A 25,044-nucleotide genomic window follows, 5' to 3' on the forward strand; every position below is an offset into this window, starting at 1 on the left:
TACTACGCTAAAACTGATTTTGGAATTTTCGAAAATGCTTCTTGTAAATCTTGTTTTAAATCTTCAAGATTTTCAATACCAACTGATAATCGAATTAGATCTTTAGTAACTCCAGAAGCTTCTTGTTCTTCATCTGTTAATTGCTGATGAGTTGTACTCGCTGGATGAATAATTAAAGATTTTGTGTCTCCAATATTGGCAAGTAATGAGAATAACTCCGTATTATCTGCCACTGTTTTCGCGCTTTCGTATCCTCCTTTTACACCAAAGGTTACAATTCCACTTTGACCTTTCGGCAAATATTTATCTGCTAATTTTTTATATGGACTGCTTTCTAATCCAGGATAATTTACCCAAGCAACTTCTTCTTGCTGCTCTAACCATTTTGCTATAGCCAAAGCGTTTTCGCTGTGCTGTTTGATTCGAACACCTAGTGTTTCTAAACCTTGAATAATTTGGAATGCATTTGTTGGACTTAACGCTCCTCCGAAATCTCTTAATCCTTCTAGAATTAATTTAAAAGTGAATGATAACTGCCCAAGCGTTTCATAGTATTGTAATCCGTGATATCCTGCAGATGGTTCTGTAAATTCAGGAAACTTTCCATTATCCCAATCGAAATTTCCTCCATCGATAATTACTCCTCCCAAAGAGTTTCCTTGTCCGCCAATATATTTTGTAAGTGAATGAATTACAATATTCGCTCCGTGTTTTAATGGATTTAATAAGGATGGTGTTGCTACCGTATTATCAACAATAAAAGGAACTTTTGCTACTTTAGAAACTTCAGCAATTTCCTCTAAATCTAATACATCAAGTTTTGGGTTTCCTAACGATTCAACAAAGAATGCTCTCGTATTTTCCTGAACAGCTTCCTTAAAGTTCTCTGGATTTGATGCATCTACAAATGTGGTTGTAATTCCTAATCTTGGTAAAGTAACTTTTAATAAATTATATGTTCCCCCGTACAAGCTACTCGATGCGACAATATGATCTCCAGCCTTTAACAATGTTAATAATCCTGTTGAAATTGCAGCAGTTCCTGAAGCAAATACTACTGCTCCCACACCACCTTCTAAAGCAGCTAAGCGATCTTGTAATATCTGGTTTGTTGGATTATTCAGACGGGTATAAATAAATCCTAATTCTTTTAATGAAAATAGATTTGCAGCATGGTCTGAATTGTTGAATACATAAGAGCTAGATTGATAAATTGGAACTGCTCTTGTTCCTAAGGTTTGTTGAACATCGTGTCCTGCATGCAATGCTAAAGTTTCAAATTTTTGTGTACTCATTTTTCTTCTTTTTGAAATAATTAATAATTAAACCAAAAGTCAAAACACATCTTTTACGATGATGCTTACAGAAAAATGTTATTAAGAATTTATAGAAATTTATATTTCGTAAGAAATACGAAAAACTTCTTTGTTATCTATCCCAAAACTTTTAGGGTAGAATTTAGCACCTTCTTTGAAATACTGAAAAGAATTCAGTTTAACCAAGGGTTGCTAAGGTTTCAAAGGGTCTATTCCCTCCACCTTTCTTGATAACATTAAATCGATAAGTGTTTGAACTTTACAGTGCAAATATTTGTTTATAAAAATTTAAAATCCAAATTTTTAACCTTTTTTTTTGAAAAAAAGTTATTTGAACTTGAATTTCATCAGTACTGGCAAATGATCTGAAGCCTGACCAAACTCTTCAAGAACATCTCCATTTACATACTCTATAAATTGCTCTGAATAGAAGATATAATCTAGTCTTTTATAAGGATTTTCGGCATCAAAAGTATTTGCAAAATTATCTTTTAAAAATGCAGCATTTCCAATGTTGTCAAGGTTTAGAACTTGAGCAATCGCAGGATCTTCAAAGTTTGGATCACTATTAAAATCTCCCAATAAAATAGTTGGTTTCGATTGTGAATATTGTTTAAATATTTCCACCACATTTTTTAATTGTTTCACTCTAGTTTCTTTATCAAAAGCTTCTAAATGAACATTCATCAAAATTAATTCTTTCCCGTTCACATTAATTTTTGTGATCTGTAATAATCTATCTAAATAAAAAGCATTTTTGAAAAAGGGAGTATTCTCAACTCTATCTAAAACAATTCTATCATGCTTAATTATCTCATATTTACTTAAAATTGACTGTCCCGACACTACTTGTCCAAAATGTGCAGATGGTGGGAAATATGGAAAAGGGACATATTTTTTATCCCAATTTACAGTTCTAGCCACATGATTATATCCAAGTTTTGATATTTCATCTTCTTGATTTACTTGAAAAGAACGCTTCGAATTATAATCAATTTCTTGAAAAGCAATAAAATCGACATTCAACTTTTTGAAAAGTTTTTTTACATGAACTAAATTGCTATCAACTAACTCTTTTGGTCTATCCTGAGCAGTATTGTTAGTCATTCCACTTAAATAACCGATATTATAAGTAACAATTGAAAAAATAGAATCACTCATCTTTTCAACTTCATAATTATTAACAATAACCTTCTTGTATTCACTTTTTTCCATAGTTGCACTAGAACCCCAGAAATAGAACAGAACAACAATAGCAGCTAATATTAAAACAAGTTTCAAAAAATACGATACAATTCTTTTAATCATCTTATTAAGTTTCAATAGTTGATTGAACCGCTAAAATACAGATTCAAAAAGTTTTTTGTAAGAGATTAAACCTTTTCTCAATTCGATTGTCTTAAAGTTGTACTATATATTTAAACAATATAACATGAAAAAAATAGCATTAGCATTAATGGCGCTGACATTATCATTAACAGTTTCAGCACAAAAAAGAAAAAAAAACAAAGATTTTACAGTTGAACAAGAAACTGAGTTAGTCTTAAAAAAAATGACCTTAAACTATGATCTTTCTAATCGTCAAGTAAATAAAATAAGGCCTTTATTAGCAGAGAAAATTAATCATAGAGATTCCCATAGAAAAAATAGAGAGGCAAAAAAAGGAGAACATAAAAAATTAAGTTCTGATGAACGATATAAGAGAGAAATGGCTCGTTTAGATAAAATGATTGCTTTTAAAGCAAACATGAAAGATATTTTAAATGATAAACAATATGAACGTTTTGAAAAAGTAGCTGCTCGCAAAAAGCATAAAATGAAGAGAAGAGGAAAACATAGAAAAATGAAACACGACAGAAGAGAAATGGATGATGACAGAGGATAATTGCTGCGTAATTTAATTGGTTTCTAGAAATAAACCCGGTTCTTTATTGAATCGGGTTTTACTCTTCTACACAAGCTCTCTATTATCATTAACCTAAAACTCTATTGCCAAATAGTCGCTTTTAAAACAAATTTTATAATCATTTCTTTCTTCAAATAGCACTTAATATAAGCTTATCTTATTTACATTTTGCGGCATAATTTATAAGATCAACTAATAATATTAATAGAAAAGTCAAGACCCAAATTAAGCATATTTACGCTATTTTATCTAGTCGAAAAAACTATCTAAATCCTAATACTTTAAGCGAAATATATTAATAAATTGCTGTTCTCTTTCACCAAATCTAATTCATAAAAAGAACTAGATTTTGATACTTAGTATAAGTTAGAAAGCTTTATCCTTCGAATAGAAAAAAATGAGTGATTTTTTTTGTTTACATTATAGTTGAAACGAAAAACATGAACAAACTTTATCTAATATTTATAGGTAATCCAAACCCTAATCCGAACCTTAAGTCTTTATCATCTCCGTTTGGTTCTAAATTAAGATCTGTTCTGTCTACAAACGCTTGAATTGTTACTATTGGTTTTGAATCTTTTTTCCCTTTCAAATTAAATAACATCCCCAATCTCATCGGTAACCTCTCTAAATTTTCTAGTAAACCAACTTTGCTGAACTTTATGTGGTGGTAGGTGAAACTTCCGAAAAACCCTAGTGGTATTTTAAACGGATAATAATACATTTCGAAGTTGAACGAACTACCGAAACCATATTCGTATAAAGAATCTCCAATAAATGCATTATTTGATTGTGAAAATTCAATAGGATTACCATTAACATCATTCCCTAAAAATCCTGTAGCGTCAAGTACACTGCTTCTAAAATTATAAATAGTAGAAGCTCTACTTAATTTTGTTGATATTCTTGCAAAAAAACGTTCAGCAGCTAATTTATTGGAAGAGCCTTCCCCTTTTTCATAACTATAATTTAATGACAATGTAATTCCGAAAAGGTTTCCTCTTTCTTTGGCAAACATTTTTGAAAACGTTTTAAGAGGATCATATTGAAAACGTTGAAAGCTTTCTCTTTGATAGTACGGACTCACTCCCTAAAAAAACATATGGTTACCTTTCCATTCTGGTTCTGCATTTTTTAATTCAATTTTATTAATCTCATCCTCTAAATCAGATAAAATATAATCTATTTAAACCAACTAGCATATTTTACATAATTGTCTGCTATTCTATTAACTTCGCCTGAAGTCAACTCTGGTGAAATATCTTTAACTTTTTTAGCAGGAACTCCTGCATAAATACTACCACTTTCGATTCGAGTATTTTTAGTAACCACAGCTCCAGCTGCTATAATTGTGTTGCTTTCAACGATACAATCATCCATTATGATACTTCCCATTCCAACCAAAACATTATCGTGAATTGTGCAACCATGAACTATCGCATTATGTCCAATAGATACATTATTACCAATAGTAGTTGGTGATTTCTCGAAGGTTGCGTGTATTACAGCTCCATCTTGTACATTCACCTTATCTCCCATTTTAATAAAATGCACATCACCTCGTATAACAGCATTAAACCAAACACTACATTCTTTTCCTATTGTTACTTCTCCTATAATTGTTGCGTTTTCGGCAATAAAGCAATCTGCTGATATTTGAGGTGATTTTCCTCGAACTGATTTAATGATTGGCATAAATTTTTATTTAAAAAAAGCTAATAAATTTCCTTTTTTTGATGCTGATACTAATATTTCTTTTCCGCTAGTCAACTCTACACTTCCTCCTTTTCCTTTCTTGTATTTAGTAATTTCATTAATATTCACTAAGAAAGATTTGTGAATCCTTGCAAATGGATATTCCTTTAAAACTTCCTCAAAATGTTTCAGTGTTTTACTTACGACTTTCTTTGAGTTTGTTAAGTGAATTTCGGTATAGTTGTCATCAGCTTTACAATAAACGATCTCTTCAACATTAACAACTTCAAAACCATCTTGTAATGGAATGGTTATTTTACCTGTAATTGTTGGGGTTTTAGGCTGAAGAATTGAATTCTGAAGTTGATTTTCCTTGTCTTTAATTTCCTTTACTAGACCAACAGATTTAATCAATTCATCAATAGAAATAGGTTTTAATAGATAATATGTAGCTTGATTGTTTAAAGCTTCAATTGCATAATGGTCGTATGCTGTCACGAATATTGTTTCAAAAGTTCTATTATCAACCTTTTCTAACAAGTCAAAACCGTTACCAAAAGGCATTTCTACATCTAAAAATACCAAATCAAGTTCATGTTGTTGAATTAGTTCATAGGCTTCCTGGATATTACTTGCTTCTCCTACCAATTCAAGATCCGGACAATACTTACCAATATAATTCCTTAATATATCTCTACTAATTTGCTCGTCCTCTACAATAATTGTTTTCAATTTCATAAGTTATTTTTTAAGTGTTAGTTCAACTTTCGTTCCCGAACCGTCAGGTAAACAATCAGAAATTAAAACTGCTACTTTATCTTGATACATATCATTTAAAATGGCAATCCTATTTTTAATTGTACTCATACCTTTCGACTTTTGTTTCAATTGATTTTTCGTTTTCATTTCCATCGATTTCTTTCTTCCTATCCCATTATCTTCGATGGTTATATTTATAGCATCATTTTCCTCTTGTTTAACAGCGATTTTTAAAACTCCTTTATCTTTTTTATACCGTAACCCATGCCAAATAGCATTTTCAATATATGGCTGCAATAGCATTGGCGGAATTTTATACTCTTCCAAATTAATCGATGAATCTACATCAATTGTATAATCAAATTTATCTTGAAAACGATTATGTTCTAATTTTACATAAAGCTCAAGCAATTCAATTTCTTTTGTAAATGGTATAAAATCTTCATCAGAATTTTCTAAAACAGATCTCATTAAAACAGAAAACTCTGACAAATATCTATTCGCATTTCTTTCATCATTTACTGCAATAAAACTATTTACAGAATTTAGAGCATTAAAAATGAAATGTGGATTCATTTGGGATCTCATTGATTTTAATGCTAATAAATTATTAGCTAACTTTTGCTTTTGATTGGCTCTGTAAGAATAATAACTCAATAAACTCATCAAAACCAAGCCCAATAAAAGTGAATAAATAATTACCTGTTGCAGTATATCTTTTTCATTTGATAATTCATTTTCTTTGTAAGCCAAGCTTAACCTACTTTCAGTTAATTCTTTTTCTTTAATTAAAATAGCAATTCTGCTTTGGTTTTCCGCTATTTTTTTACTTAATCTCTGACTTTGATAAATCTCTTGCTCTTTCTTTATATACAAAGCATCTACTACTTCCACAAAGTCTTTATAAGTTTTTAACGCCTTCATTTTAGACCCAACAGCATCATAGACCTCTGACAACTTTCTAGTTGCATGTTTCTTTACCTCAAAATCTTCTTTTCTATTAGCTTCTATTATACTTTTTTTAAGATAATTAATTGCTTCATCATAATTCTCTTTTAAAACGTATGCATTACCAATTTTATAATTCAACTTTTGAGATGTTAATGAATCCTTTGATTCATCTATTTTATCTTCATCTGTACTAATGTATTGCTTCTTCCTTTTCGAATTATTTCTAGAACTTTTATCTACATTTTCAAGAATCTCTTTTCTTAATTGAATTTCATTATCATACTGCTCTGTTTTATTATAGAAATCCGCCACTTCTTGTTGTATTTTAAGAGACGGTTCTGCATCTAATTCAGAAACCTGTTCTAAAGTTTTACTTATTCTAGAGTTCGCCATGCTAAGATTCCCTTCTCTGGCATAAATATTTGCAATTTCTGTATTTAAATCGGGGATTTCTTCTCGAATACCGTGTTTCTCTGCAATTTCCAAACCTTTTTCATAATTACTTTTGGCTTTATCAAATTCATTTTTAGCATAATATACATCTGCTAAACCATGGAAAACTTGAACTCTTTCATAATTACTTAATTCATTTGTTTTTAACTCTATATAGGTTTGCTCACTATCATCATATGCTTTAGCTAAATATTGAGCTTTAGCTAATTGCAACCTAGTTTCTACCTTTTCATAAATCCTTAGTGATGTTTTAAAATTAGTAATTGCAATATCATACTGTTTCCAGTGTACATATATATCCGCTAAAACTTTATACGTATTAGCATGTCTGCTTTTAGATTGCTCGGACTTCAATAGTTCTTCAATAAAACTAAGACTTTTATCTATATTCTTCTCTGAATAAAACTTGGCGGAATCAATAAATTGAAGATAATTAGCTTCTTTTTTACTAGAATTTTTGAAAAAGCTTTCTTTCTTTTTATCTATTTTTTTTATTCTTACTTGAATTGACTGTTGTGAATTAATTATATGATATACTGTTTTAAAATCTGGATGTCTAACAACTAATTCATCATGCAATCTTGCTTTAACGGTATAAATTCCGCGACTATCCGACTTGTAAGTTATAAATGAATTTACACTTATTTGCGCATCTTCAATATATCTTCTGTTATTTTCATCGAAAACTTTAACTTCCAACTCGAAGGGTTTATTCATTGACCAATCGGGTTCAGTTTGTGCTTCAAAAACTAAGCATGATAACAAAAAGATAATGTATATGTATTTCTTGTACTGCAACTTTCTAAATCATTATAATATAGAGTAAAATTATCACCAAAAAATCAATAAAAAAAATAGTGATTTATCAATTCAGCTTAAAAAAAAGACGATAAAGACCACTTTACTCATTAAAAATCACATTTTACTAACTAGACAGAAGCAGTAACTCATACCTGTTTTTTTACTAAAAAAGTTCAAAGTAGATTTGAGTATAAAGAAAGAAGAATAGTTCAATATTATAAGGATTTCTTAGCTATGTTAAATTAGAAATCAAAATTGAAGAAGGAAAGTTAATTTAAAAAAAGAGTGGAAAACTACTCTTTTTTTTATTTTAATATTAATTCTTGACCAATACTTATATGATTATTGCTAAGCTTATTTAACTTCTTAAGTTGTGAAACTGAAGTATTAAACTTTCTGGAAATAGAATATAAAGTATCTCCTTTTACAACCTTATAATAAAAATTTGTTTTTGTATTGTTGTTAGACTCGTTGTAACCCTTTGATTTATTTACAACTTTTGATTTAGCTGCTCTATCATATTTATTTAGATTATATTTTTTAATCAAACCTATCAATTTCACTGGATACTTTTTATCCGTTGCATACCCTGCTCTTTTTAATCCATAAGCCCAACCTTTATAATCTGTTAGTTTTAGTCGGAATAAACCCGCATATCTTTTTCTTGATGTTAAAAATTGTGAGTGATCTTCATATGAAGTTTCCGGATGTTCATACTTTCTAAAACACTCTCCAATTTCATCATCATCATGAGTTACACTTTTACCGTCCCAACCTTTGTGACATTTAATTCCAAAATGATTATTCGACCTAAGCGCTAAAGGACTTCTACCACTTCCAGACTCCAAAATACCTTGAGCCAAGGTAATACTCGCTGGGATTTTATATCGATGCATTTCTCTCACGGCAATTGGAGCAAATTTTGTAATATAATCTTCCGTAGTTTTGGTAATACTATTATCTCTCTTGTTCTTTGTTACTTTCGGTTTTACTTCCGGAATAACAACTTTCTTTTCTTTTTTAGGAGCTGTAACAACAATCGTTTTGGATTTTGGTTGTGTTACTACTTGCTTTTTAGAACCACAGCTTGACAAAAAAGCTACTAAAACACTAAAAATTATTATTCTCAACTTCATTTATAACTGTATTTCCTCTAAGTTTTTACTTCTTAATTTTTTATTGACTCCCGAAATCCCTTGAATTCCTCCCGTATGAATTGTTAAAATTTTAGCTCCTTTTGGAAATTTATTCTTCTTGATTAAATCAATTACACCAAACATCATTTTCCCTGTATAAATAGGGTCTAATAAGACATTCGTTTCTCGTTTAAAATCATTAATAAAACAAATTAATTCAGACTTAACCTTTCCATATCCTCCAAAATGATAATCATTATACAATTTCCAGTTTTGCTTTGCATTTGTAAAATTCTCTACTTCCTTTTGCAGAAAATCACCTTTTAAAGCAGGAAATCCTAATACTTTCTGATAATCTTTTGTTGAATTAATTATCCCTGAAATTGTTCCCCCTGTTCCAAGAGCCAAGCAAATATAATCGAATTTTTCATCTTCTTCTGTTAATATCTCCTCACAACCTTTAATAGCCAATTGATTAGTTCCTCCTTCTGGAATTAAATAGAAATCTCCATATTTATTTTCTAATTCGCGGACAAATTTATCAGATGTTTTATTTTTATAAGTTTCTCTTGCAACAAATTCAAACTCCATTCCAAACTCTTTAGCTTTTGCTAATGTTTGATTTTCCTTTAAAACTTTGTCTAAATTAAAAGCTAACTCATCACCTCGAATAACACCTATTGTTCTTAGGGTATTTAGTCTCCCTGCTGCCGCGACCGCCAAAATATGGTTAGAATAAGCACCACCAAAAGTTAGTAACGTATTTTTCTCTTGATGTTGAGCTTCAATTACATTGTACTTTAATTTACGAAACTTATTACCTGAAATTTGAAGATGAATTTTATCTTCCCTTTTTATCCATAATTCTACACCATATTGATGTAATTCAGTTAAATGGATTTGTTGATTTTCAATATTTAAATTGAACTCATTTGAAATACTCACAATTCTCCTTATTAATCAACTTCTAATTTATACCCCACTCCATGAATATTTACCAATCGAATGGAAGTATCTTCTTTTATTTTTTTTCTGATTTTAGAAATATAGGTGTCCAAGCTTCTTCCAACGAAAACACCATTATCTTCCCAAACTTTCTTTGTTAATTCTTCTCTTTTTATTATCTGATTTGGTTTTTCAATAAATATTGCTACTAATTCACATTCCTTTTTGGATAATGGAATTTCCACAGCCTGTTTTACCAATTTATTTTGCTCTGGATAAAAAATAAAACTTCCTAGCTTTTGAGTATCATTGGGTTCTTCAAGAACTTTTGAATTCAATTTTCCTTTGTAGAATACAATGAAAAAAACAGTTACTGAAAATAGCAATGAAATAAGTAAATATAACAAGCTCCTACTTTCATTTTGATCTTGCAAAAAACTAACCGAAATAATATAGCAACCATTTGGCAAGTTTCGTCCTGAACATGGAATAATGGAATTTTCCTCGTTTAATATCATTTCAAAACTATAAGCAATTTCATTATTTACACAGTTTTCTACTTCTACCAAATAACTAGAAGGAAGTTCAGATTTTTTGAAATTTTGATTTATTAAACTTGCAAGTTTATCTGGTTCTATTTGTAATCCATTTTCAAAAGAAAGTTCATACTTGTGTTCCTGAATTTGTTTTACAGGTAAAACTAACGAAGTAGAATCATTCTGAGTAAGTAATAATTGATGTCCAACATTTCTAAGTGACACTTTAACCTTATTTGAAATATCAGACTCTCTTGAGTTACAAGAAAAAAGAAACAACGTACCAAGAAGTACTTTAACAACTAATTTATTCATATGTATTACAAATAACCTACTTTTTCTATAAATTTTACAGTAATTGACACTTGTTTTACACTTTTTTGACACTTTTTAAAAGCCCTGAACTTAATTTTACAAAACAAAAAAGAATCATAAACAATATAATATGAATAAGTTACTAATCTACTTTTCGTTATTTCTTATTTTCTCATGTAGTCAAAGAAAGGAGAAAGAAAAGATTGCAAAAATTACTACAGTTGATAAATATGAAAGTATGAATCAATCAGAAATGATAACAAAACCATATTCCATTTGGTTTGAACTGCAACAAGTTGAAAATAATAGGTATCGTCTTAAAACCTTTATAGAATCGAACAATACAGAAGATTTTATACCGCTAGATACTCATGAAGATTATACTAGAAACTTTAACATATCTTTTCCTATAAATACATTTATATCAACAAATCAAAACAAGGAAATTTTCAGAGAACATAAAACTTATACAACAAGCTTTTTAAATACTATGAAAGTAAAAACTATGTATGAACAACAAATTATAATCAATAATAAAAAGGATTTTGAATTATCTGGAGAAGTTAGCTTTGAAATCGGTTCCAATTCTAACACGGAAAAGGTACCATTTACCATTGCACGACATTATGGAAACATCCAAGTTTTTGGGACTGGGTGTTGAAAATAGAAAACTTACTAGGTAAATTACTAGTAAGTTTATCTTATTTTTTTAAAAACCTGATATTTTTTCTTCAACTTCTTCCCATTCAAACATTAAATCATCTAGCTTCGCTTTCTTGGCTTTATATTCCTCAAAGAAATTAGGTTGAGAAGAAACTTCATCATAATTTTGAGCTAGTTCTAAATCTATATTTTCAATTTCCTGCTCAAGATTAGCAATTAAGTTTTCAATTTTTGAAGACCTGTTTCTTAATTTTTTAAGCTCTTTTTCCTGTTCTTTCGAAAGTTTATATGCCTCTTTTTTACTTGTATCTTTTTCCGCTTTTAAAACAGTTCGCTTTTCAGCTTCTCTTAAATTATCAATTTGATGTTGTTCTAAGAAATAATCGATATCCCCTAAATATTCTTTGATAATTTTATCCTTAAATCCATATACTTTATTCGCTAATCCTTGTAAAAACTCACGATCGTGAGATACTAGAATTAATGTTCCGTTGAAGTTTTGTAACGCTTTTTTCAAAACATTTTTAGATACGATATCCAAATGATTGGTAGGCTCGTCCATTATTAAAACGTTAAATGGCGTCATTAATAGCTTACAAAGTGCTAATCGATTTCTTTCTCCACCTGATAGTACTTTCGCCTTCTTTTCAACAGCATCTCCACTGAATAAAAATGCTCCTAGCATATCTCTCGCTCGCACTCTATTCGAATCATTCGCTGCTTCTTCAACGATTTCTAATACTGTTTTCTCTTGAGGCAAATATTCTGATTGATTTTGCGCGAAATAACCCACTTCAACATTATGACCTAACTTTAAATTTCCTTCAAAAGGAATTTCACCAACCATCATTTTTGCTAAAGTAGATTTACCTTGTCCGTTTTGACCAACAAAAGCGACCTTTGCATTTCGTTCAATTATTAAATTAACATCTCTTAAAACCTCTTTCGTTCCATAACTTTTTGACACCTTTTCAGCCTCTGCAATAATTTTTCCTGGTTCTTTTGAGATTTCAAATCGAACGTTCATTACTGCGTTTTCATCCTGATCAACTTCAATTCTTTCAACTTTATCTAATTTCTTGATTAGGGATTGTGCCATCGAAGCTTTACTTGCCTTTGCTCTAAATTTCTCAATTAGTTGTTCAGTTCTTTTAATCTCCTTCTCCTGATTCTTTTGAGCTTGTAGTTGCTTTTCCTTTATATCTGCTCGTTGTTCTAAGTATTTAGAGTATGGCTTTTTATAATCATAAATCTGACCTAAAGAAATTTCAATGGTTCTATTCGTTACATTATCCAGAAACATTTTATCGTGAGATACTAAAACAATAGCTCCTGTATAGTTCTTCAAGAAATTTTCTAACCAAATAATCGATTCAATATCCAAGTGGTTAGTAGGCTCATCGAGTAAAAGAATATCGTTATTTTGAAGTAACAATTTCGCTAACTCAATACGCATTCTCCATCCTCCAGAAAAAGTATCTGTCAGCTTATCAAAATCTTCCCGTTGAAAACCTAAACCTTGGAGAATTTTCTCTGTATCTCCTTGATAGTTATAACCTCCTAATAACTCATATCTTTCTGTATGTTCATTCAAATCAATTATTAATTGATTATAACTTTCGCTTTCATAATCTGTTCTTTCCGCCAGATGTTGATTGATTACTTCTAACTTTCCTTCAATCTCTATAATTTCTTCGAAAGCCTGATAAGCTTCTTCTAAAATTGTTCTTCCTTGAACAAAATCAATATCCTGACGCAAGAAACCAATTTTAATATCCTTATCAAATGCTAAAGTTCCTCCGCTACTTTCAATATCTTTAGATAACACCTTCAATAAAGTAGATTTACCTGCTCCATTTTTACCTATCAATCCAACTCGATCACCTTTTATTAATTTAAAAGTTATACCTGAGAACAAATCCGTCCCCATAAAAGACACCGTAAGGTTATGTACGTTTAGCATAATTAATTGTTAAATACGATTGTTTAATAGCCACATTTTATCCAATTGCCTATCGAATCCTTTTAATTTTTCGGAAATTTGTACAAACTTACAAAACTGAACATCTTCAACGATAAAAAACAAAAGAATATATGTTGAGTAAAGGAAATAAATTGTACAGCATTCTATTTAACAAATGTCCTCGTTGTCACGAAGGAGAATTTTTCAAATATAAAACCTCGTTTAATTTTAATAAAATAACTGAGTTACACGAAAATTGTCCACATTGTAAGTTAAAATATATGATGGAACCATCTTTCTTCTTTGGAGCCATGTATGTGAATTATGCTTTAGCAGTAGCTCTTTTCGTTATTGTTTTTATCATTTCTAAAGTTTTATTAGGACAAGCTATTTTAACAAGTTTTATTGCTGTTGTCGTTGTCTCTTTTCTATTGACCCCTTTAACATTACGTTTATCCAGAAGCATTTGGATAAATATATTTGTGAGCTATAGAAAAGAAATCGAAAAAAAGAAAGATTCCTCTATTAAAAGTTAAGATTCAAATCTTTTAATGTCGATATCTCTATCTAAATCTTCTCCTTTTTCTAAATGATTAAAAAGGTTTCGAGCGATGGTTGGAGCAATCATAACTCCACGTGTGCCTAATCCATTTAAAACGCTTAATAATGGATATTTTGGATGTTTACCAACTAGAGGTCTTCTATCTTTAACTGTGGGTCGAATACCCGCAGTTTGATGAACGATTTCAAACGGTACTGAAATAGTCTTTTTTAATTTCTCTACTAACTCTTCTCTACCTTGTTCGGTTGGAACAAGTGTTTTATCTTTCCAATTGAAGGTAGCACCAACTTTATATAAATCATTTCCAAGTGGAAGCACAAAAACTGATGATTTTAATAAGAAGTCAATTTTCAACTCAGGTGCATGAATAGTAATAATTTCACCTTTTGTTCCATTTAAAGGTAAATAATTGAAAAATGGATTTAATTTTAATCCGAAACCTTCAGAAAAAACTATTCTCTTCGATTCTAAATTATCATAAATAAGTCTGTCCTCAAAAAGATCAAGATTTTCATATATGAATTTTCTTTCAATTAATAAGCCTTTTGTTTTTAGATGTGATCTATAGGATTCTATTAACTCTTTAGTATCTATTCTTCCCGTTCCTTTAAGTTCACCAAAACCAAAGTTACCAATTACTCCAGGAATTCTTTCCTTTGAAATATAAGGACTCATATATATGGAAAGCATAGGTTTATCTAATGCAGCAAACCAATTATTTTCATCTCCGATTGAATTAAAAACTTTCTTGGTACTGAATTTAGTGTCAAACTCATACTTAAGTTTACACGAAATTTGATCGTAAAACGGCATAGCAAATTCTAATTGCTCATGCCCATTCCAAACTGGCGTAAATCTTTTTAAGATAACTGGATTATAAGTTCCTGCTGCCACACTTGAAGAGTTTTGAGAATTATCCTCAAATACAACATAGGATTTGTTATTCTTTGCTAATTGCTCAATAAAGGCCAATCCAGCTAATCCTAAACCTACTACTATATAATCAACTTTCATACTTCAAAAATAATTATAATGCATAAAAAAAGCGCTCAAAAAAGAGCGCTTTTAAATTATTTCTAGAAGAATTAATAATTCCACATATCCATTTCACGGTTACGTATACCTTCTTTAATTCTATCTGCTTCTAATAATTGGAATAACGAATTACCTCTAATATAATCAGCAATCTTTCTATCTCCATACAAGTTCTCTTCCTTGACTACTGTTGCATTAAAACGACGTGCATTTAACAAGTTATCATAAGAAATTGGTAGGGCAGAATTCTTTGGATTGAATACTTTTGAAGCATGTAAAACCTCTCTTGCATCCGGGAAAAAAACCCAAAACAACTCATAAATGTCATTATCCTCAATTTCTTCAACTCCCATTACTTGAACATCAGGCCCCATTGGAGCGATTGCTAACATTCTGTATTTTAATTCTCCTTGGCGCTTGTCAAAATACCAAATACCTTTTATTAAGTATCCCTTGATATCTTGAGATTGTACATAATAAGGATCTGAGTAACCACCGTTAGCTTCACCTCCATCTACTTCTCTTAAGTTGAAGGTTTTCTCCTTAATTTCCTTCATTCCGATTTTTGTAGTGAAATATGAATCATCATAAACCTCGGTAATTTTACCCGTTTTGATTCCTTTCATTAAAGTATCAAACAAAGAACGTCTTGTATTAGAAGTATTTGTTGTATCAATTGGGTAATAATAAGGTAAGTTGATCTTTTGATTTAAATCAACAAACTCCCAAACAACCTTTGACCAAAGAACATCTCTGTCACTAATGTACCCGTAAGGTAATGGCTTGTCATCATCAGCATCAATTTCATTCTGATTTTTAACACCGATCTCCTCTACTTTACCAGCATTTAATAGATTGGCCTGAGCCGTACCTACATAAGACGCGGCCAAAACCATGATAATCGTATAAAAACGCTTCCAATTCATACTATATTGTTTTTAAATTTACTTTTTTAGTTAGTAATTTTGATACCAACACCAACTACTCTTTTCACAGGAGCACCTGACCCTACTACTGTAGCTTTGATATCAAAAATATTAATAACATCTCCTCTTCTTGCCTTAGCAATAGCTGCTTTAGCTCTAGAAGACATTCTTGTTCCTGTTACTGGAACCGCAGGTTGCCCAGGAACTTTAATTTTAAAACTAGATACTTTTAATTTTAAGTCGAATAAAAAATCAGGTAATAAAGCTCCAACCGAAACATTACCTACGCTTCCTTTTGGCATAGAAACGGTTCCGTATTGGCCTCTTACTGCACCTACTGCTGGTGGGATATCCTTAATTCTAAATTTCTTATTCGATGTTACCGGCTTACCACTAGGCAATTTACCAGTTACACGAATAGTAACTTCATTTCCTTTTCCAGGAGTCATAATATAACTGTCTCCTTTAATTTTTCTTAATCCAGTTGCAGAAGCACTTACCTTATTTGAAGGAACGCCTGGCATAGAGATTGTCATCGGGTTCGCTAAGCCACGATATACAGCATTCATTTTATCCGCAGAGATAACCGCTTCATTAGGTCTTGGAATGACAGAATAACCTCCTGTAATTGGAATTTCAATTAATGAATCGTTTTCCTTAAAAAAGAAAGATCCTTTTATATCTCTGTCTCCTACAGATCCAGCAGGACCATCTAAAATAACCTGTCCAGCTTTAATTTTATCTTCTGGCCAATCTTTACCGTTAATGATTACTTTTTCTGCTGTTAAATTTGGATCATTTTTACCTAAAACAATTTTACCAGATAATTTTTCACCAGGATAATAGGCATTTTTATCAAAAACCACCATTGCATCATAGTTAGTCATAGAAACTGCACTTTCTAATTCTCCTTTTAATAAAGTTGACAAAGCGTCAGATTCTGTAGCTTTTACATCCGCCTGAATTTGAGTTAATTTTGTTAAGGAAGCAATTAAAGGAAACCCTTCGTAGTGATAGTTTAACCAGCTAATTTTAATTTTATCTTTGTTTGTAACCGGATTTGTATTAAAACGCTCATTAACAGTACCTGCAAGATCAGTTTCTCCTAAAACTTCTATTGCCGTTTTTCTAAATTCATCCATCTTAGAAACAAACTCTTTTCCTTTTGGAGTAATCGTTCCATTTACAAAGAAATATTCATCCAAAAACTTGGACTTATCCATTGTTTCATAATCCTTCTTATCTTTTACATCCGAAGTCATCTTTCCCTTCAAATCTTCAAGATATCCGTAAAATTCATCTGCCTCAGCTTTTAAAGCATCTGTTTTTTCTTTCGCCTCTCCGTATTGTTTAGCTTGTTCAACAGCCTTTTTTGCTAAACTTTCATATGCTTTATCATTTTGTTCTGTTGCTTTTTCATTTGCAACTGATAACTTTTCATTCATCAAACCAAAAGCTGATAATACCTCCTTACTCATGTTCATTGCTAACATCGCAATGAAGATAAGATACATCAGGTTAATCATCTTTTGCCTAGGAGATTGTTTTCCGCCTGCCATAATTTACAATTAGTTTGTTTTGTTAATAATAAATTACTTGCTGCTCATTGCAGATAACATTCCACCATATACTCCGTTCAACGAAGATAAATTAGTCGCTAATGATTGCATTTGCTCTTGTAAACGTTGAGAATTTTCAACCATAGCTGTATTTAAGTCTGCTTGCTTAGAAGCATTCTCTACTTGAGTTTGATATAGTGTGTTTAGAGAAGCCATTTGTGCTGCCGCTTTAGACATCTGTTCATTATAAGTATTAGTTGCAGAAATAGATTCAGATGCAGAAGCTAATGGCTCCACAGCTCCCTGGAAATCCTTAATACTAGTACCTAATCTCGATACTAATTGAGCATCTAATTTTGCCTCTTTTAAAATATTATCTAACTTTTGAGATAAAAGTGATTGGGCTTCTTCTGGAGTAGCTTCTTTCTTTCCGCCTCTTCCAGATGATGTTCCATCTGCTAATTCTGGATAAACTTTCGTCCAATCTAACTCATCTTCTACTGGTTCAAATGCAGATAAAGCGAATACGATAGCCTCCACTGCCATACCTATAGTTAACATTACACCTCCTGTTAAAGGTCCAATCTTAAAGTGCATGATTTTAAATAATGCACCTAGGATTACAACTGCTGCTCCTAAACCATAAGCCATGTTAAATAATCTCTTAGTTGATTTTGATTGTGCCATAATAATTGTTTTTTTAATTAGGGATATTTATTACTTGTTAATTGTTCTTTCTTGTTCCAAGGTAATCTTGCACAGTTCTGAATCCGATATAACTTCTTGAAGTATCGGCATATTCCCAATCACGAGAACCCACTTCTAAAAAATAAGCTACATCTTTCCAAGAACCTCCACGTACAATTTTACGTCTATTTTTAATATTCTCAACATTTGGGTTCATAGTTGATCCCATGTAATATGACATTTGGTTATAAGCTGTATGTGTCCACTCAGCAACATTACCTGCCATATTATACAATCCAAAACCATTTGGATTGTATGATAACGCTTCTACCGTATATAAGGCTCCATCGGCTGCGTAATCTCCACGTACTGGTTTAAAGTTTGCTAAGAAACAACCTCTATCACTTGTTGTACTTGGACCTCCCCATGGATACTTAGCATAATCTAAACCTCCACGTGCTGCATATTCCCATTCAGCCTCAGTTGGTAACCTGAATGAAGGAACTAATCCTAAATTCTTTTTTGATCTTTGATAAGCATTTTTTGTTTTTGTTCTCCAGTGACAAAATGCTCTGGCTTGCAACCAATCAACACCCACTACTGGATAATCTTCAAATGCCTTGTGCGCAAAATATTCTTGGTGCATAGGATCATTATAAGAATAATTAAAATCTTTAATCCAAACAGTTGTATCAGGATAAACGTTTAAAACTTTATCTTTTAAGAAAGCCTTTCTATTACCACCAGTTCTAGCGGCTTCCTCATTATCAAACCAATAATACCTGTACTCTAATAATTTAGTATTGAACGTTGGAATTCCATTTAACGCTTCATCTTTATTCAAAAACAATGAATCCATAACCTCGACATAGTCGACATCAGGAAAATCTTCTTTATTCCAAATTATTTCCTCTTCCCAGTTTAATGGCTTAATAGAATCTAATCCTTCACCTATTTCGTAATAATTTTCTCTCATATATTTATCATATGGAGATTCACCAACAGTATCTTTCGAAGCGAAAGCGTATAATTGAATTCCAGTAGGTTTTGCACCATCAGCTGTTTCATCACCTGAAGCAAACTCTGCTTGATAAGCTAATTTAGTTCTTACGATAGAATCTCTCACCCAAAATACAAATTGCTTGTATTCACTATTTGTAATTTCGGTTTCATCCATATAAAATGGCTGAACAGTAACCGTTCTTGTTGGAGCATTCATTGCCCCTAAAGGATCTTCGTCTTGTTTACCCATAGTAAACGAACCTCCCTTTATATATACCATACCGAAAGGCTTTTCGGCGAACCATTTTCTTTTAGACTTAACTCCAACTAATTCTCCTCTATCATTACTCGATCCACAACTATAGAAAAAAATTAGTGTTAGGGCAAATAGTGCTACTTTCTTCATGCTTTAAACTTATTAAAGAGTTCGTAACTTTATTATTAATGAATTATTATTTTATCAACATTTACTATCAAGGGATGCAAATATAACTTTTTTTATGTTAGTTTTTGCTGTGCCTTGAACCATCTTTCAGGAATTTTTTGCTCTAATGCCTGGACATAATCTTGATATGCACATGGTATTAACGCATGTCTTTTGTATTTATTATCTGATATTATATTAATCTCCATCCACCATCTACCACTTTTATCGCTTTTATAAAAGTTAATAGGATCATCATCTTCTAGGATAACACTGAACTTTTGATAACTTTCCTTGCAAGAATACGGATAATCCTTGGCTCTAAAATTTACTCCTTCGATGAAATACCAAACTGTTTGGGCGATTAGACAAGATGTTTGGTTATTATTATCATATCTTCCGTTAAACTCATAAATACCGAATGAGGTAACTTTATCACTTATACCCGCATATCTGGCTATTGCACAAAGCTCTTCACCATAAAATCCGTTTGGAATAGCATTTTTGTTTGCAGGAGCATCACTTGAACGAACAGCGCCAATATCAACACTTACAATATCTGAATCTCTTAAAATTGGCTCAATAAGTTCAATTGGTCGCACAGCTCCCAATCTAAAGGCATCAAAATAGAGGCTTTGAAGTAAATTTATTTCTTCTTGATCATTAAAGTATGTTTGATATCCTATATTACTATAGTTGAAAAGATTGTTTGGTTCTTCCATAATGATTTTACTCAAATATGATTTTGAATTCAAATCTTCTTCAATTGTACCTAAATCAAAACGACTATCTATTACAGAGAGATTAATTGTTTGCTCCAAGCCATCATAAGCTCTATAATTTGCATATGTAATATCTTGACTGCCTCCTATTAAAACTATTGTTATATTTTTTTTAACTAACGAAGAAACTACATGGGATACAGCAAAATAGGTGTCTCCCACTCTATTACCTTCTTCAATATTACCTAAGTCAGCAATTTTTAGCGTCCAATTTCCAGGAAAGAGCTCATACAAACTTTTACGAATTTCTGAAAGGTCTTCACCACAACCATTATTATTTATTGATTTCCTACCTTCCTTTACACCAATAATAGCTACCGAAACATCCTCCAAATCAGGAAAACCGTTTAGAACTGTATGAATCTCTATATTTCTTCCAATAGAATTTGGAGACTGCAAAATTGTATGTGCAAACACCTTTTCATCTATGGGTGATAAAAAATCACTATTCATTCACTTAGGGGATTATTGAACCAGAGCAAGATATAAATTTATTTCTTTTTTGTGGTTCTTTTAGTAGCCTTTTTAGTTGTTTTTTTCGCATCAAACAACTTAACTGCTTCTTCCTTAGTAAACTTATCAATCTCGGTTGTTTTTGGCAATTCTACTTTCGACTTTCCTTTAATCACATTAAACCTACCCCAACGCGCTTTTTCAACTCTAACTCCAATATCTTCCCAATTGTAAATTAGTTTTTCACGCTCTTTCTTCTTCTTATCTTCAATTAGTTCCTCTAAATCTGACTGTGATAAATTATCGAAATCGTATTTCTTGTTTACATTGATAAAAATAGAATTCCATTTAATAAAAGGACCAAATCTACCAACACCTTTTTGAATAGGAAATCCTTCGTACTCACCAATTGGAGCATCAGCTTTTCTTTTTGCCTCAATAAGTTCAATTGCTCTATCCATATCAACAGACATTGGATTTTCATTCTTATCTAAGGAAACATACTTTCCATCAAATTTAATATATGGACCAAATCTACCATTAGCTACCACAACTTCTTTCTCTTCATAATCACCTAAAGTTTTAGGTAATTTGAATAAGTCCATTGCCTCTTCATAGGTAATCGAACTCATGGTTTGATCTCCTTGTAAACTAGCAAACTTTGGCTTTTCTTCATCTGTAGCCTCACCAATTTGAATCATTGCTCCAAATCTACCAAGACGTACATAAACATTTTTTCCAGAATCCGGATCCACTCCTAACAAACGCTGACCACTTGCTCTTTCTGCATTTTCAGCTACATCTTTTACCGTATGATGAAAGTCTTTATAAAAATCTTTAATGACTGCAGTCCAATCTTCTTTACCTTCCGCAATATCATCAAAGTCAGATTCAACCTTAGCCGTAAATCCGTAATCTAAAATCGAATCAAAATTCTCCACCAAAAAGTCATTTACAATGTTACCGATATCAGTAGGCATCATTTTCCCTTTATCTGATCCGACTTTTTCCGTTAGAATATTTTCAGAAATCTCTCCACTTTTCAATTGCAGTTGAATATAATTTCTTTCAACTCCTTCCGCTGTTCCTTTCTCTACATAACCTCTTCTTTGAACAGTTGAAATTGTCGGTGCGTAAGTAGATGGCCTACCAATTCCTAATTCTTCAAGATGCTTAACCAAAGCAGCTTCTGAATATCTTGCTGGTGGACGTGTGTATCTTTGAGTTGATGTTATGTATTCATTTTCTAAAGACTCACCTACTTTCATTTTAGGCAACATTCCTGCTTGCTCTTCCTCTTCATTATCTGTTCCTTCAAGGTAAACCTTTAAAAACCCTTCAAAAGTAATTACCTCTCCATTTGCAGAGAATACTTTATCGTTTTTATCATTAGAAATTTTAACATTTGTTCTTTCTAACTGAGCATCACTCATTTGAGAAGCTAAAGTTCTTTTCCAAATAAGGCTATACAATCTATCTTGATCATAATCGACTGAAACCGTATGTTGAGCCATATTTGTAGGACGAATTGCCTCGTGCGCTTCTTGAGCTCCTTTTGCTTTAGTTGAAAAATTCCTCGGATTACTATATTCTTTACCGTACGAACTTTCTATTTCTGCAGCAGCAGCATTTATTGCTTCAGAAGATAAGTTCACACTATCAGTTCTCATATATGTTATAAGTCCAGCTTCATATAAACGCTGAGCCATCAACATTGTTTTTGCTACAGGGAAACCAAGTTTTCTCGACGCTTCTTGCTGTAATGTAGAAGTTGTAAAAGGTGCAGCAGGTGATTTTTTAGCTGGTTTCTTTTGCAAATCCGAAACAGAAAACTCAGCATTTAAACAAGAATCTAAAAATTCTTTTGCTTCTTCTTTAGTTCCGAAGTTTTTAGGTATTTTGGCCTTAAACTTCTTTCCTTCTAAATTTACAAACTCTGCATCAACCCTATAGGAAGCTTCAGGTTTAAATTTTTCTATTTCTCTTTCACGCTCCACAATTAACCTAACTGCCACTGACTGCACTCTACCTGCAGATAATCCTGCTTTTACTTTTCTCCATAATACTGGAGAAAGTTCGTATCCTACTATTCTATCTAAAACCCTTCTAGCCTGTTGAGCATCAACTAAATTATAATTAATTGTTCTAGGGTTTTCAATTGCTCTTAAAATGGCATTTTTTGTAATTGAATTAAATACAATACGTTTCGTGTTTTCTTTTGTTAGTTTGAGTTGCTCAGCTAAATGCCATGCAATTGCTTCTCCCTCACGATCTTCATCGGAAGCTAACCAAACCATTTCTGCCTTCTTAGCCAAATCCTTTAATTTCTTAACTACCGACTTCTTATCAGAGGAAACAATATATTTTGGCTTAAAATCTCCTTCAACATCCACTCCTAACTCTTTAGATGGTAAATCTGCTATATGTCCAAAACTTGATTCAACTTGAAAATCTTTTCCTAAAAACTTTTCAATTGTTTTAGCCTTAGCAGGCGACTCGACAATTACTAAATTTTTTGCCATATTTTTTTATTAGGTTTTTACACCATTATACAATGTCTTTAAAACTGCAAAAATATATAGATTTTTCTTATTAAAAATTCTTTTAGCAGAATTAACCCTAATTTTAATTGACAACAAACAATTATTTAATGACAATTTGTCACATAATCATAAAATTGGTTGTATCTTTGCCATCCATTTAGACGGAGTTTATAGATCATGAATCAGATAGAAAAACTAATAGACGAAAAAATACAAGGTAAACCTTTGTTAACTGAGCAGAAAGAAGGCAATGCTAAAAAACTTTTCATTGAAAGTTATGGTTGCCAAATGAATATGAATGATAGTGAAATTGTTGCTGCTATTCTCGCAGAAGAAGGTTTCAATACCACAGGAAACATTGAAGAAGCAGATTTGGTTTTGGTCAATACTTGTTCAATTCGTGAAAAAGCAGAGCAAACAGTACGTAATAGACTGCAAAAATATAATCACGCCAAAAAGCGTAATCCAAAAATGAAAGTTGGAGTTTTAGGTTGTATGGCGGAAAGACTAAAAGCAAAATTTTTAGAAGAAGAAAAGATTGTTGATTTAGTGGTTGGGCCAGACGCATACAGAGACTTGCCAAATCTGGTAGAAGAAGTTGAAGCCGGAAGAGATGCAGTAAATGTAATTTTATCAAAAGAAGAAACCTATGCTGATGTATCTCCTGTAAGATTAAATTCTAATGGCGTGTCTGCATTTGTCTCTATCACCAGAGGATGTGATAACATGTGTACGTTTTGCGTCGTTCCTTTTACTAGAGGTAGAGAACGTAGTAGAGATCCTAAAAGTATTATCGAAGAAATTCGTTCAATGCATAAGCAAAATTTCAAGGAAATAACTCTTTTAGGTCAAAATGTTGATTCTTATTTATGGTATGGAGGTGGACTGAAAAAAGATTTCAAGAAAGCTTCTGAAATGGCACAAGCAACAGCAGTTGATTTCGCTCAACTTTTAGATATGTGCGCGACTGAGTTTCCTAAAATGCGTTTCCGTTTTTCTACATCGAATCCACAAGACATGACGCTAGATGTAATTCATGTAATGGCTAAACACAATAATATTTGCAAATACATTCATTTACCTATTCAGAGTGGAAGTAACCAAATGTTAAAAGCAATGAATCGTTTACATACACGCGAGGAATATTTAGAACTTGTTGAAAATATCTACAAAATCATTCCTGAAATGAATTTAAGTCAAGATATGATTGCTGGTTTCTGTGGAGAAACTGAAGAAGATCATAAAGATACTCTTGATTTAATGGAAAAGGTAAAATATAGTTTCGGGTTTATGTTTGCTTATTCTGAAAGACCAGGAACTTTAGCCGCGAAGAAAATGGAAGATGATATTCCTTTAGCAACTAAAAAACGTCGTTTACAAGAAATCATAAACTTACAACAAAGACATAGCCTATATCGAGCAAAAGAGCATATTGGAAAGATTCAAGAAGTTTTGATTGAAGGAACGTCTAAGAAAAGTGAAAATGAATGGAAAGGAAGAAATACTCAGAATACAGTTGTAGTTTTTCCTAAAGAAAATTACGAATTAGGCGATTTTGTAAATGTACGTATTGAAGATTGCACTTCAACAACATTAAAAGGAACAGCTGTTGGGTATTCTCATAATAACTAA

At 31.5% G+C, this 25,044-nt stretch carries 21 protein-coding genes and 1 riboswitch; of the genes, 4 read left to right on the forward strand and 17 right to left on the reverse strand.

The features are described from left to right. Positions 1 to 2: 2 nt before the first annotated feature. Entirely contained in the window at positions 3 to 1,295 is a 1,293-nt protein-coding gene (locus BTO06_RS13320) for an O-acetylhomoserine aminocarboxypropyltransferase/cysteine synthase family protein (protein ID WP_100925779.1), read from the reverse strand. 130 nt (positions 1,296 to 1,425) lie between these two features. Then, positions 1,426 to 1,553: riboswitch (SAM riboswitch) on the reverse strand. A gap of 90 nt (positions 1,554 to 1,643) precedes the next feature. Continuing rightward, a complete protein-coding gene (locus BTO06_RS13325; RefSeq protein WP_100925780.1) occupies positions 1,644 to 2,624 on the reverse strand; it encodes an endonuclease/exonuclease/phosphatase family protein in 981 nt (326 codons plus the stop codon). A 124-nt stretch (positions 2,625 to 2,748) separates the two neighbouring features. On the opposite strand from BTO06_RS13325, the gene BTO06_RS13330 reads away from it, so the two are divergent. After that, positions 2,749 to 3,201, forward strand: coding sequence for a hypothetical protein (locus BTO06_RS13330; RefSeq protein ID WP_100925781.1), 453 nt, complete (start codon positions 2,749 to 2,751; stop codon positions 3,199 to 3,201). Positions 3,202 to 3,673: 472 nt separating this feature from the next. Here the strand turns inward: BTO06_RS13330 and BTO06_RS13335 are convergent, their stop codons facing one another. The 7 genes from BTO06_RS13335 to BTO06_RS13365 all read right to left on the reverse strand — a co-directional run bounded on the left by BTO06_RS13335 (position 3,674) and on the right by BTO06_RS13365 (position 10,813). Further along, positions 3,674 to 4,240: a hypothetical protein gene (locus tag BTO06_RS13335; protein WP_100925782.1), complete on the reverse strand. Its 567-nt coding sequence runs from the start codon at positions 4,238 to 4,240 to the stop codon at positions 3,674 to 3,676. A gap of 164 nt (positions 4,241 to 4,404) precedes the next feature. Continuing rightward, the gene (locus tag BTO06_RS13340) at positions 4,405 to 4,917 is read right to left on the reverse strand and encodes a gamma carbonic anhydrase family protein (protein ID WP_100925783.1); all 513 of its coding nucleotides are present in this window, start codon (positions 4,915 to 4,917) and stop codon (positions 4,405 to 4,407) included. A gap of 6 nt (positions 4,918 to 4,923) precedes the next feature. Then, complete coding sequence (locus BTO06_RS13345; protein ID WP_100925784.1) at positions 4,924 to 5,655, reverse strand: LytR/AlgR family response regulator transcription factor; 732 nt, start codon at positions 5,653 to 5,655, stop codon at positions 4,924 to 4,926. A gap of 3 nt (positions 5,656 to 5,658) precedes the next feature. Then, positions 5,659 to 7,797: a tetratricopeptide repeat-containing sensor histidine kinase gene (locus BTO06_RS13350; protein ID WP_157811864.1), complete on the reverse strand. Its 2,139-nt coding sequence runs from the start codon at positions 7,795 to 7,797 to the stop codon at positions 5,659 to 5,661. Between the two features lie 389 nt (positions 7,798 to 8,186). Continuing rightward, on the reverse strand, positions 8,187 to 9,017 hold the full coding sequence (locus tag BTO06_RS13355; RefSeq protein ID WP_100925786.1) for a glucosaminidase domain-containing protein: 831 nt from the start codon (positions 9,015 to 9,017) through the stop codon (positions 8,187 to 8,189). Beyond that, on the reverse strand, positions 9,018 to 9,956 hold the full coding sequence (locus BTO06_RS13360; RefSeq protein ID WP_443081493.1) for a 1-aminocyclopropane-1-carboxylate deaminase/D-cysteine desulfhydrase: 939 nt from the start codon (positions 9,954 to 9,956) through the stop codon (positions 9,018 to 9,020). Positions 9,957 to 9,973: 17 nt separating this feature from the next. Continuing rightward, positions 9,974 to 10,813, reverse strand: a complete 840-nt coding sequence (locus BTO06_RS13365; RefSeq protein ID WP_100925787.1) for a winged helix-turn-helix domain-containing protein — start codon at positions 10,811 to 10,813, stop codon at positions 9,974 to 9,976. A gap of 130 nt (positions 10,814 to 10,943) precedes the next feature. On the opposite strand from BTO06_RS13365, the gene BTO06_RS13370 reads away from it, so the two are divergent. Then, entirely contained in the window at positions 10,944 to 11,474 is a 531-nt protein-coding gene (locus tag BTO06_RS13370; protein WP_100925788.1) for a hypothetical protein, read from the forward strand. Positions 11,475 to 11,522: 48 nt separating this feature from the next. Here the strand turns inward: BTO06_RS13370 and BTO06_RS13375 are convergent, their stop codons facing one another. Further along, positions 11,523 to 13,439: an ABC-F family ATP-binding cassette domain-containing protein gene (locus BTO06_RS13375; protein WP_100925789.1), complete on the reverse strand. Its 1,917-nt coding sequence runs from the start codon at positions 13,437 to 13,439 to the stop codon at positions 11,523 to 11,525. 281 nt (positions 13,440 to 13,720) lie between these two features. Here BTO06_RS13375 and BTO06_RS19015 point away from each other — a divergent pair, with 281 nt between their 5' ends. Next, complete coding sequence (locus BTO06_RS19015; protein ID WP_232731463.1) at positions 13,721 to 13,975, forward strand: hypothetical protein; 255 nt, start codon at positions 13,721 to 13,723, stop codon at positions 13,973 to 13,975. Here BTO06_RS19015 and BTO06_RS13385 read toward each other — a convergent pair. The 7 genes from BTO06_RS13385 to topA all read right to left on the reverse strand — a co-directional run bounded on the left by BTO06_RS13385 (position 13,972) and on the right by topA (position 23,391). Continuing rightward, positions 13,972 to 15,015 (reverse strand): NAD(P)/FAD-dependent oxidoreductase, encoded by a 1,044-nt coding sequence (locus BTO06_RS13385; protein ID WP_100925791.1) that lies wholly within the window; start codon positions 15,013 to 15,015, stop codon positions 13,972 to 13,974. The two genes, BTO06_RS19015 and BTO06_RS13385, sit on opposite strands and share 4 nt — an antisense overlap. A 71-nt stretch (positions 15,016 to 15,086) precedes the next feature. Next, on the reverse strand, positions 15,087 to 15,962 hold the full coding sequence (gene gldN, locus BTO06_RS13390; RefSeq protein WP_100925792.1) for a type IX secretion system ring protein PorN/GldN: 876 nt from the start codon (positions 15,960 to 15,962) through the stop codon (positions 15,087 to 15,089). Positions 15,963 to 15,988: 26 nt separating this feature from the next. Beyond that, positions 15,989 to 17,521 (reverse strand): type IX secretion system motor protein PorM/GldM, encoded by a 1,533-nt coding sequence (gldM, locus tag BTO06_RS13395; protein ID WP_100925793.1) that lies wholly within the window; start codon positions 17,519 to 17,521, stop codon positions 15,989 to 15,991. Positions 17,522 to 17,554: 33 nt separating this feature from the next. Next, positions 17,555 to 18,208 (reverse strand): type IX secretion system motor protein PorL/GldL, encoded by a 654-nt coding sequence (gldL, locus tag BTO06_RS13400; protein WP_100925794.1) that lies wholly within the window; start codon positions 18,206 to 18,208, stop codon positions 17,555 to 17,557. Positions 18,209 to 18,245: 37 nt separating this feature from the next. Continuing rightward, complete coding sequence (gldK, locus tag BTO06_RS13405) at positions 18,246 to 19,616, reverse strand: type IX secretion system lipoprotein PorK/GldK (protein WP_100925795.1); 1,371 nt, start codon at positions 19,614 to 19,616, stop codon at positions 18,246 to 18,248. Between the two features lie 92 nt (positions 19,617 to 19,708). After that, positions 19,709 to 20,869, reverse strand: coding sequence for a formimidoylglutamase (locus tag BTO06_RS13410; protein WP_100925796.1), 1,161 nt, complete (start codon positions 20,867 to 20,869; stop codon positions 19,709 to 19,711). A gap of 38 nt (positions 20,870 to 20,907) precedes the next feature. After that, on the reverse strand, positions 20,908 to 23,391 hold the full coding sequence (topA, locus tag BTO06_RS13415; RefSeq protein ID WP_100925797.1) for a type I DNA topoisomerase: 2,484 nt from the start codon (positions 23,389 to 23,391) through the stop codon (positions 20,908 to 20,910). Positions 23,392 to 23,589: 198 nt separating this feature from the next. Between topA and miaB the strand changes: the two genes are divergently transcribed. Next, the gene (miaB, locus tag BTO06_RS13420) at positions 23,590 to 25,044 is read left to right on the forward strand and encodes a tRNA (N6-isopentenyl adenosine(37)-C2)-methylthiotransferase MiaB (protein ID WP_100925798.1); all 1,455 of its coding nucleotides are present in this window, start codon (positions 23,590 to 23,592) and stop codon (positions 25,042 to 25,044) included.

The organism is Tenacibaculum sp. SZ-18 (assembly GCF_002813915.1).
Lineage (GTDB): Bacteria > Bacteroidota > Bacteroidia > Flavobacteriales > Flavobacteriaceae > Polaribacter.

Bases quoted from the DNA above. Each gene is read 5' to 3' on its own strand.
- BTO06_RS13375 (WP_100925789.1), bottom strand. From the start codon at position 13,439: ATGCTAAACGTACATAACCTTACGGTGTCTTTTATGGGGACGGATTTG.
- gldK (WP_100925795.1), bottom strand. From the start codon at position 19,616: ATGAAGAAAGTAGCACTATTTGCCCTAACACTAATTTTTTTCTATAGT.
- BTO06_RS13385 (WP_100925791.1), bottom strand. From the start codon at position 15,015: ATGAAAGTTGATTATATAGTAGTAGGTTTAGGATTAGCTGGATTGGCC.
- BTO06_RS13350 (WP_157811864.1), bottom strand. From the start codon at position 7,797: ATGAATAAACCCTTCGAGTTGGAAGTTAAAGTTTTCGATGAAAATAAC.
- gldM (WP_100925793.1), bottom strand. From the start codon at position 17,521: ATGGCAGGCGGAAAACAATCTCCTAGGCAAAAGATGATTAACCTGATG.
- gldL (WP_100925794.1), bottom strand. From the start codon at position 18,208: ATGGCACAATCAAAATCAACTAAGAGATTATTTAACATGGCTTATGGT.
- BTO06_RS13355 (WP_100925786.1), bottom strand. From the start codon at position 9,017: ATGAAGTTGAGAATAATAATTTTTAGTGTTTTAGTAGCTTTTTTGTCA.
- gldN (WP_100925792.1), bottom strand. From the start codon at position 15,962: ATGAATTGGAAGCGTTTTTATACGATTATCATGGTTTTGGCCGCGTCT.
- BTO06_RS13345 (WP_100925784.1), bottom strand. From the start codon at position 5,655: ATGAAATTGAAAACAATTATTGTAGAGGACGAGCAAATTAGTAGAGAT.
- BTO06_RS13330 (WP_100925781.1), top strand. From the start codon at position 2,749: ATGAAAAAAATAGCATTAGCATTAATGGCGCTGACATTATCATTAACA.
- BTO06_RS13320 (WP_100925779.1), bottom strand. From the start codon at position 1,295: ATGAGTACACAAAAATTTGAAACTTTAGCATTGCATGCAGGACACGAT.
- BTO06_RS13410 (WP_100925796.1), bottom strand. From the start codon at position 20,869: ATGAATAGTGATTTTTTATCACCCATAGATGAAAAGGTGTTTGCACAT.
- BTO06_RS19015 (WP_232731463.1), top strand. From the start codon at position 13,721: ATGATGGAACCATCTTTCTTCTTTGGAGCCATGTATGTGAATTATGCT.
- BTO06_RS13325 (WP_100925780.1), bottom strand. From the start codon at position 2,624: ATGATTAAAAGAATTGTATCGTATTTTTTGAAACTTGTTTTAATATTA.
- BTO06_RS13340 (WP_100925783.1), bottom strand. From the start codon at position 4,917: ATGCCAATCATTAAATCAGTTCGAGGAAAATCACCTCAAATATCAGCA.
- miaB (WP_100925798.1), top strand. From the start codon at position 23,590: ATGAATCAGATAGAAAAACTAATAGACGAAAAAATACAAGGTAAACCT.
- BTO06_RS13335 (WP_100925782.1), bottom strand. From the start codon at position 4,240: ATGTTTGCCAAAGAAAGAGGAAACCTTTTCGGAATTACATTGTCATTA.
- BTO06_RS13365 (WP_100925787.1), bottom strand. From the start codon at position 10,813: ATGAATAAATTAGTTGTTAAAGTACTTCTTGGTACGTTGTTTCTTTTT.
- topA (WP_100925797.1), bottom strand. From the start codon at position 23,391: ATGGCAAAAAATTTAGTAATTGTCGAGTCGCCTGCTAAGGCTAAAACA.
- BTO06_RS13370 (WP_100925788.1), top strand. From the start codon at position 10,944: ATGAATAAGTTACTAATCTACTTTTCGTTATTTCTTATTTTCTCATGT.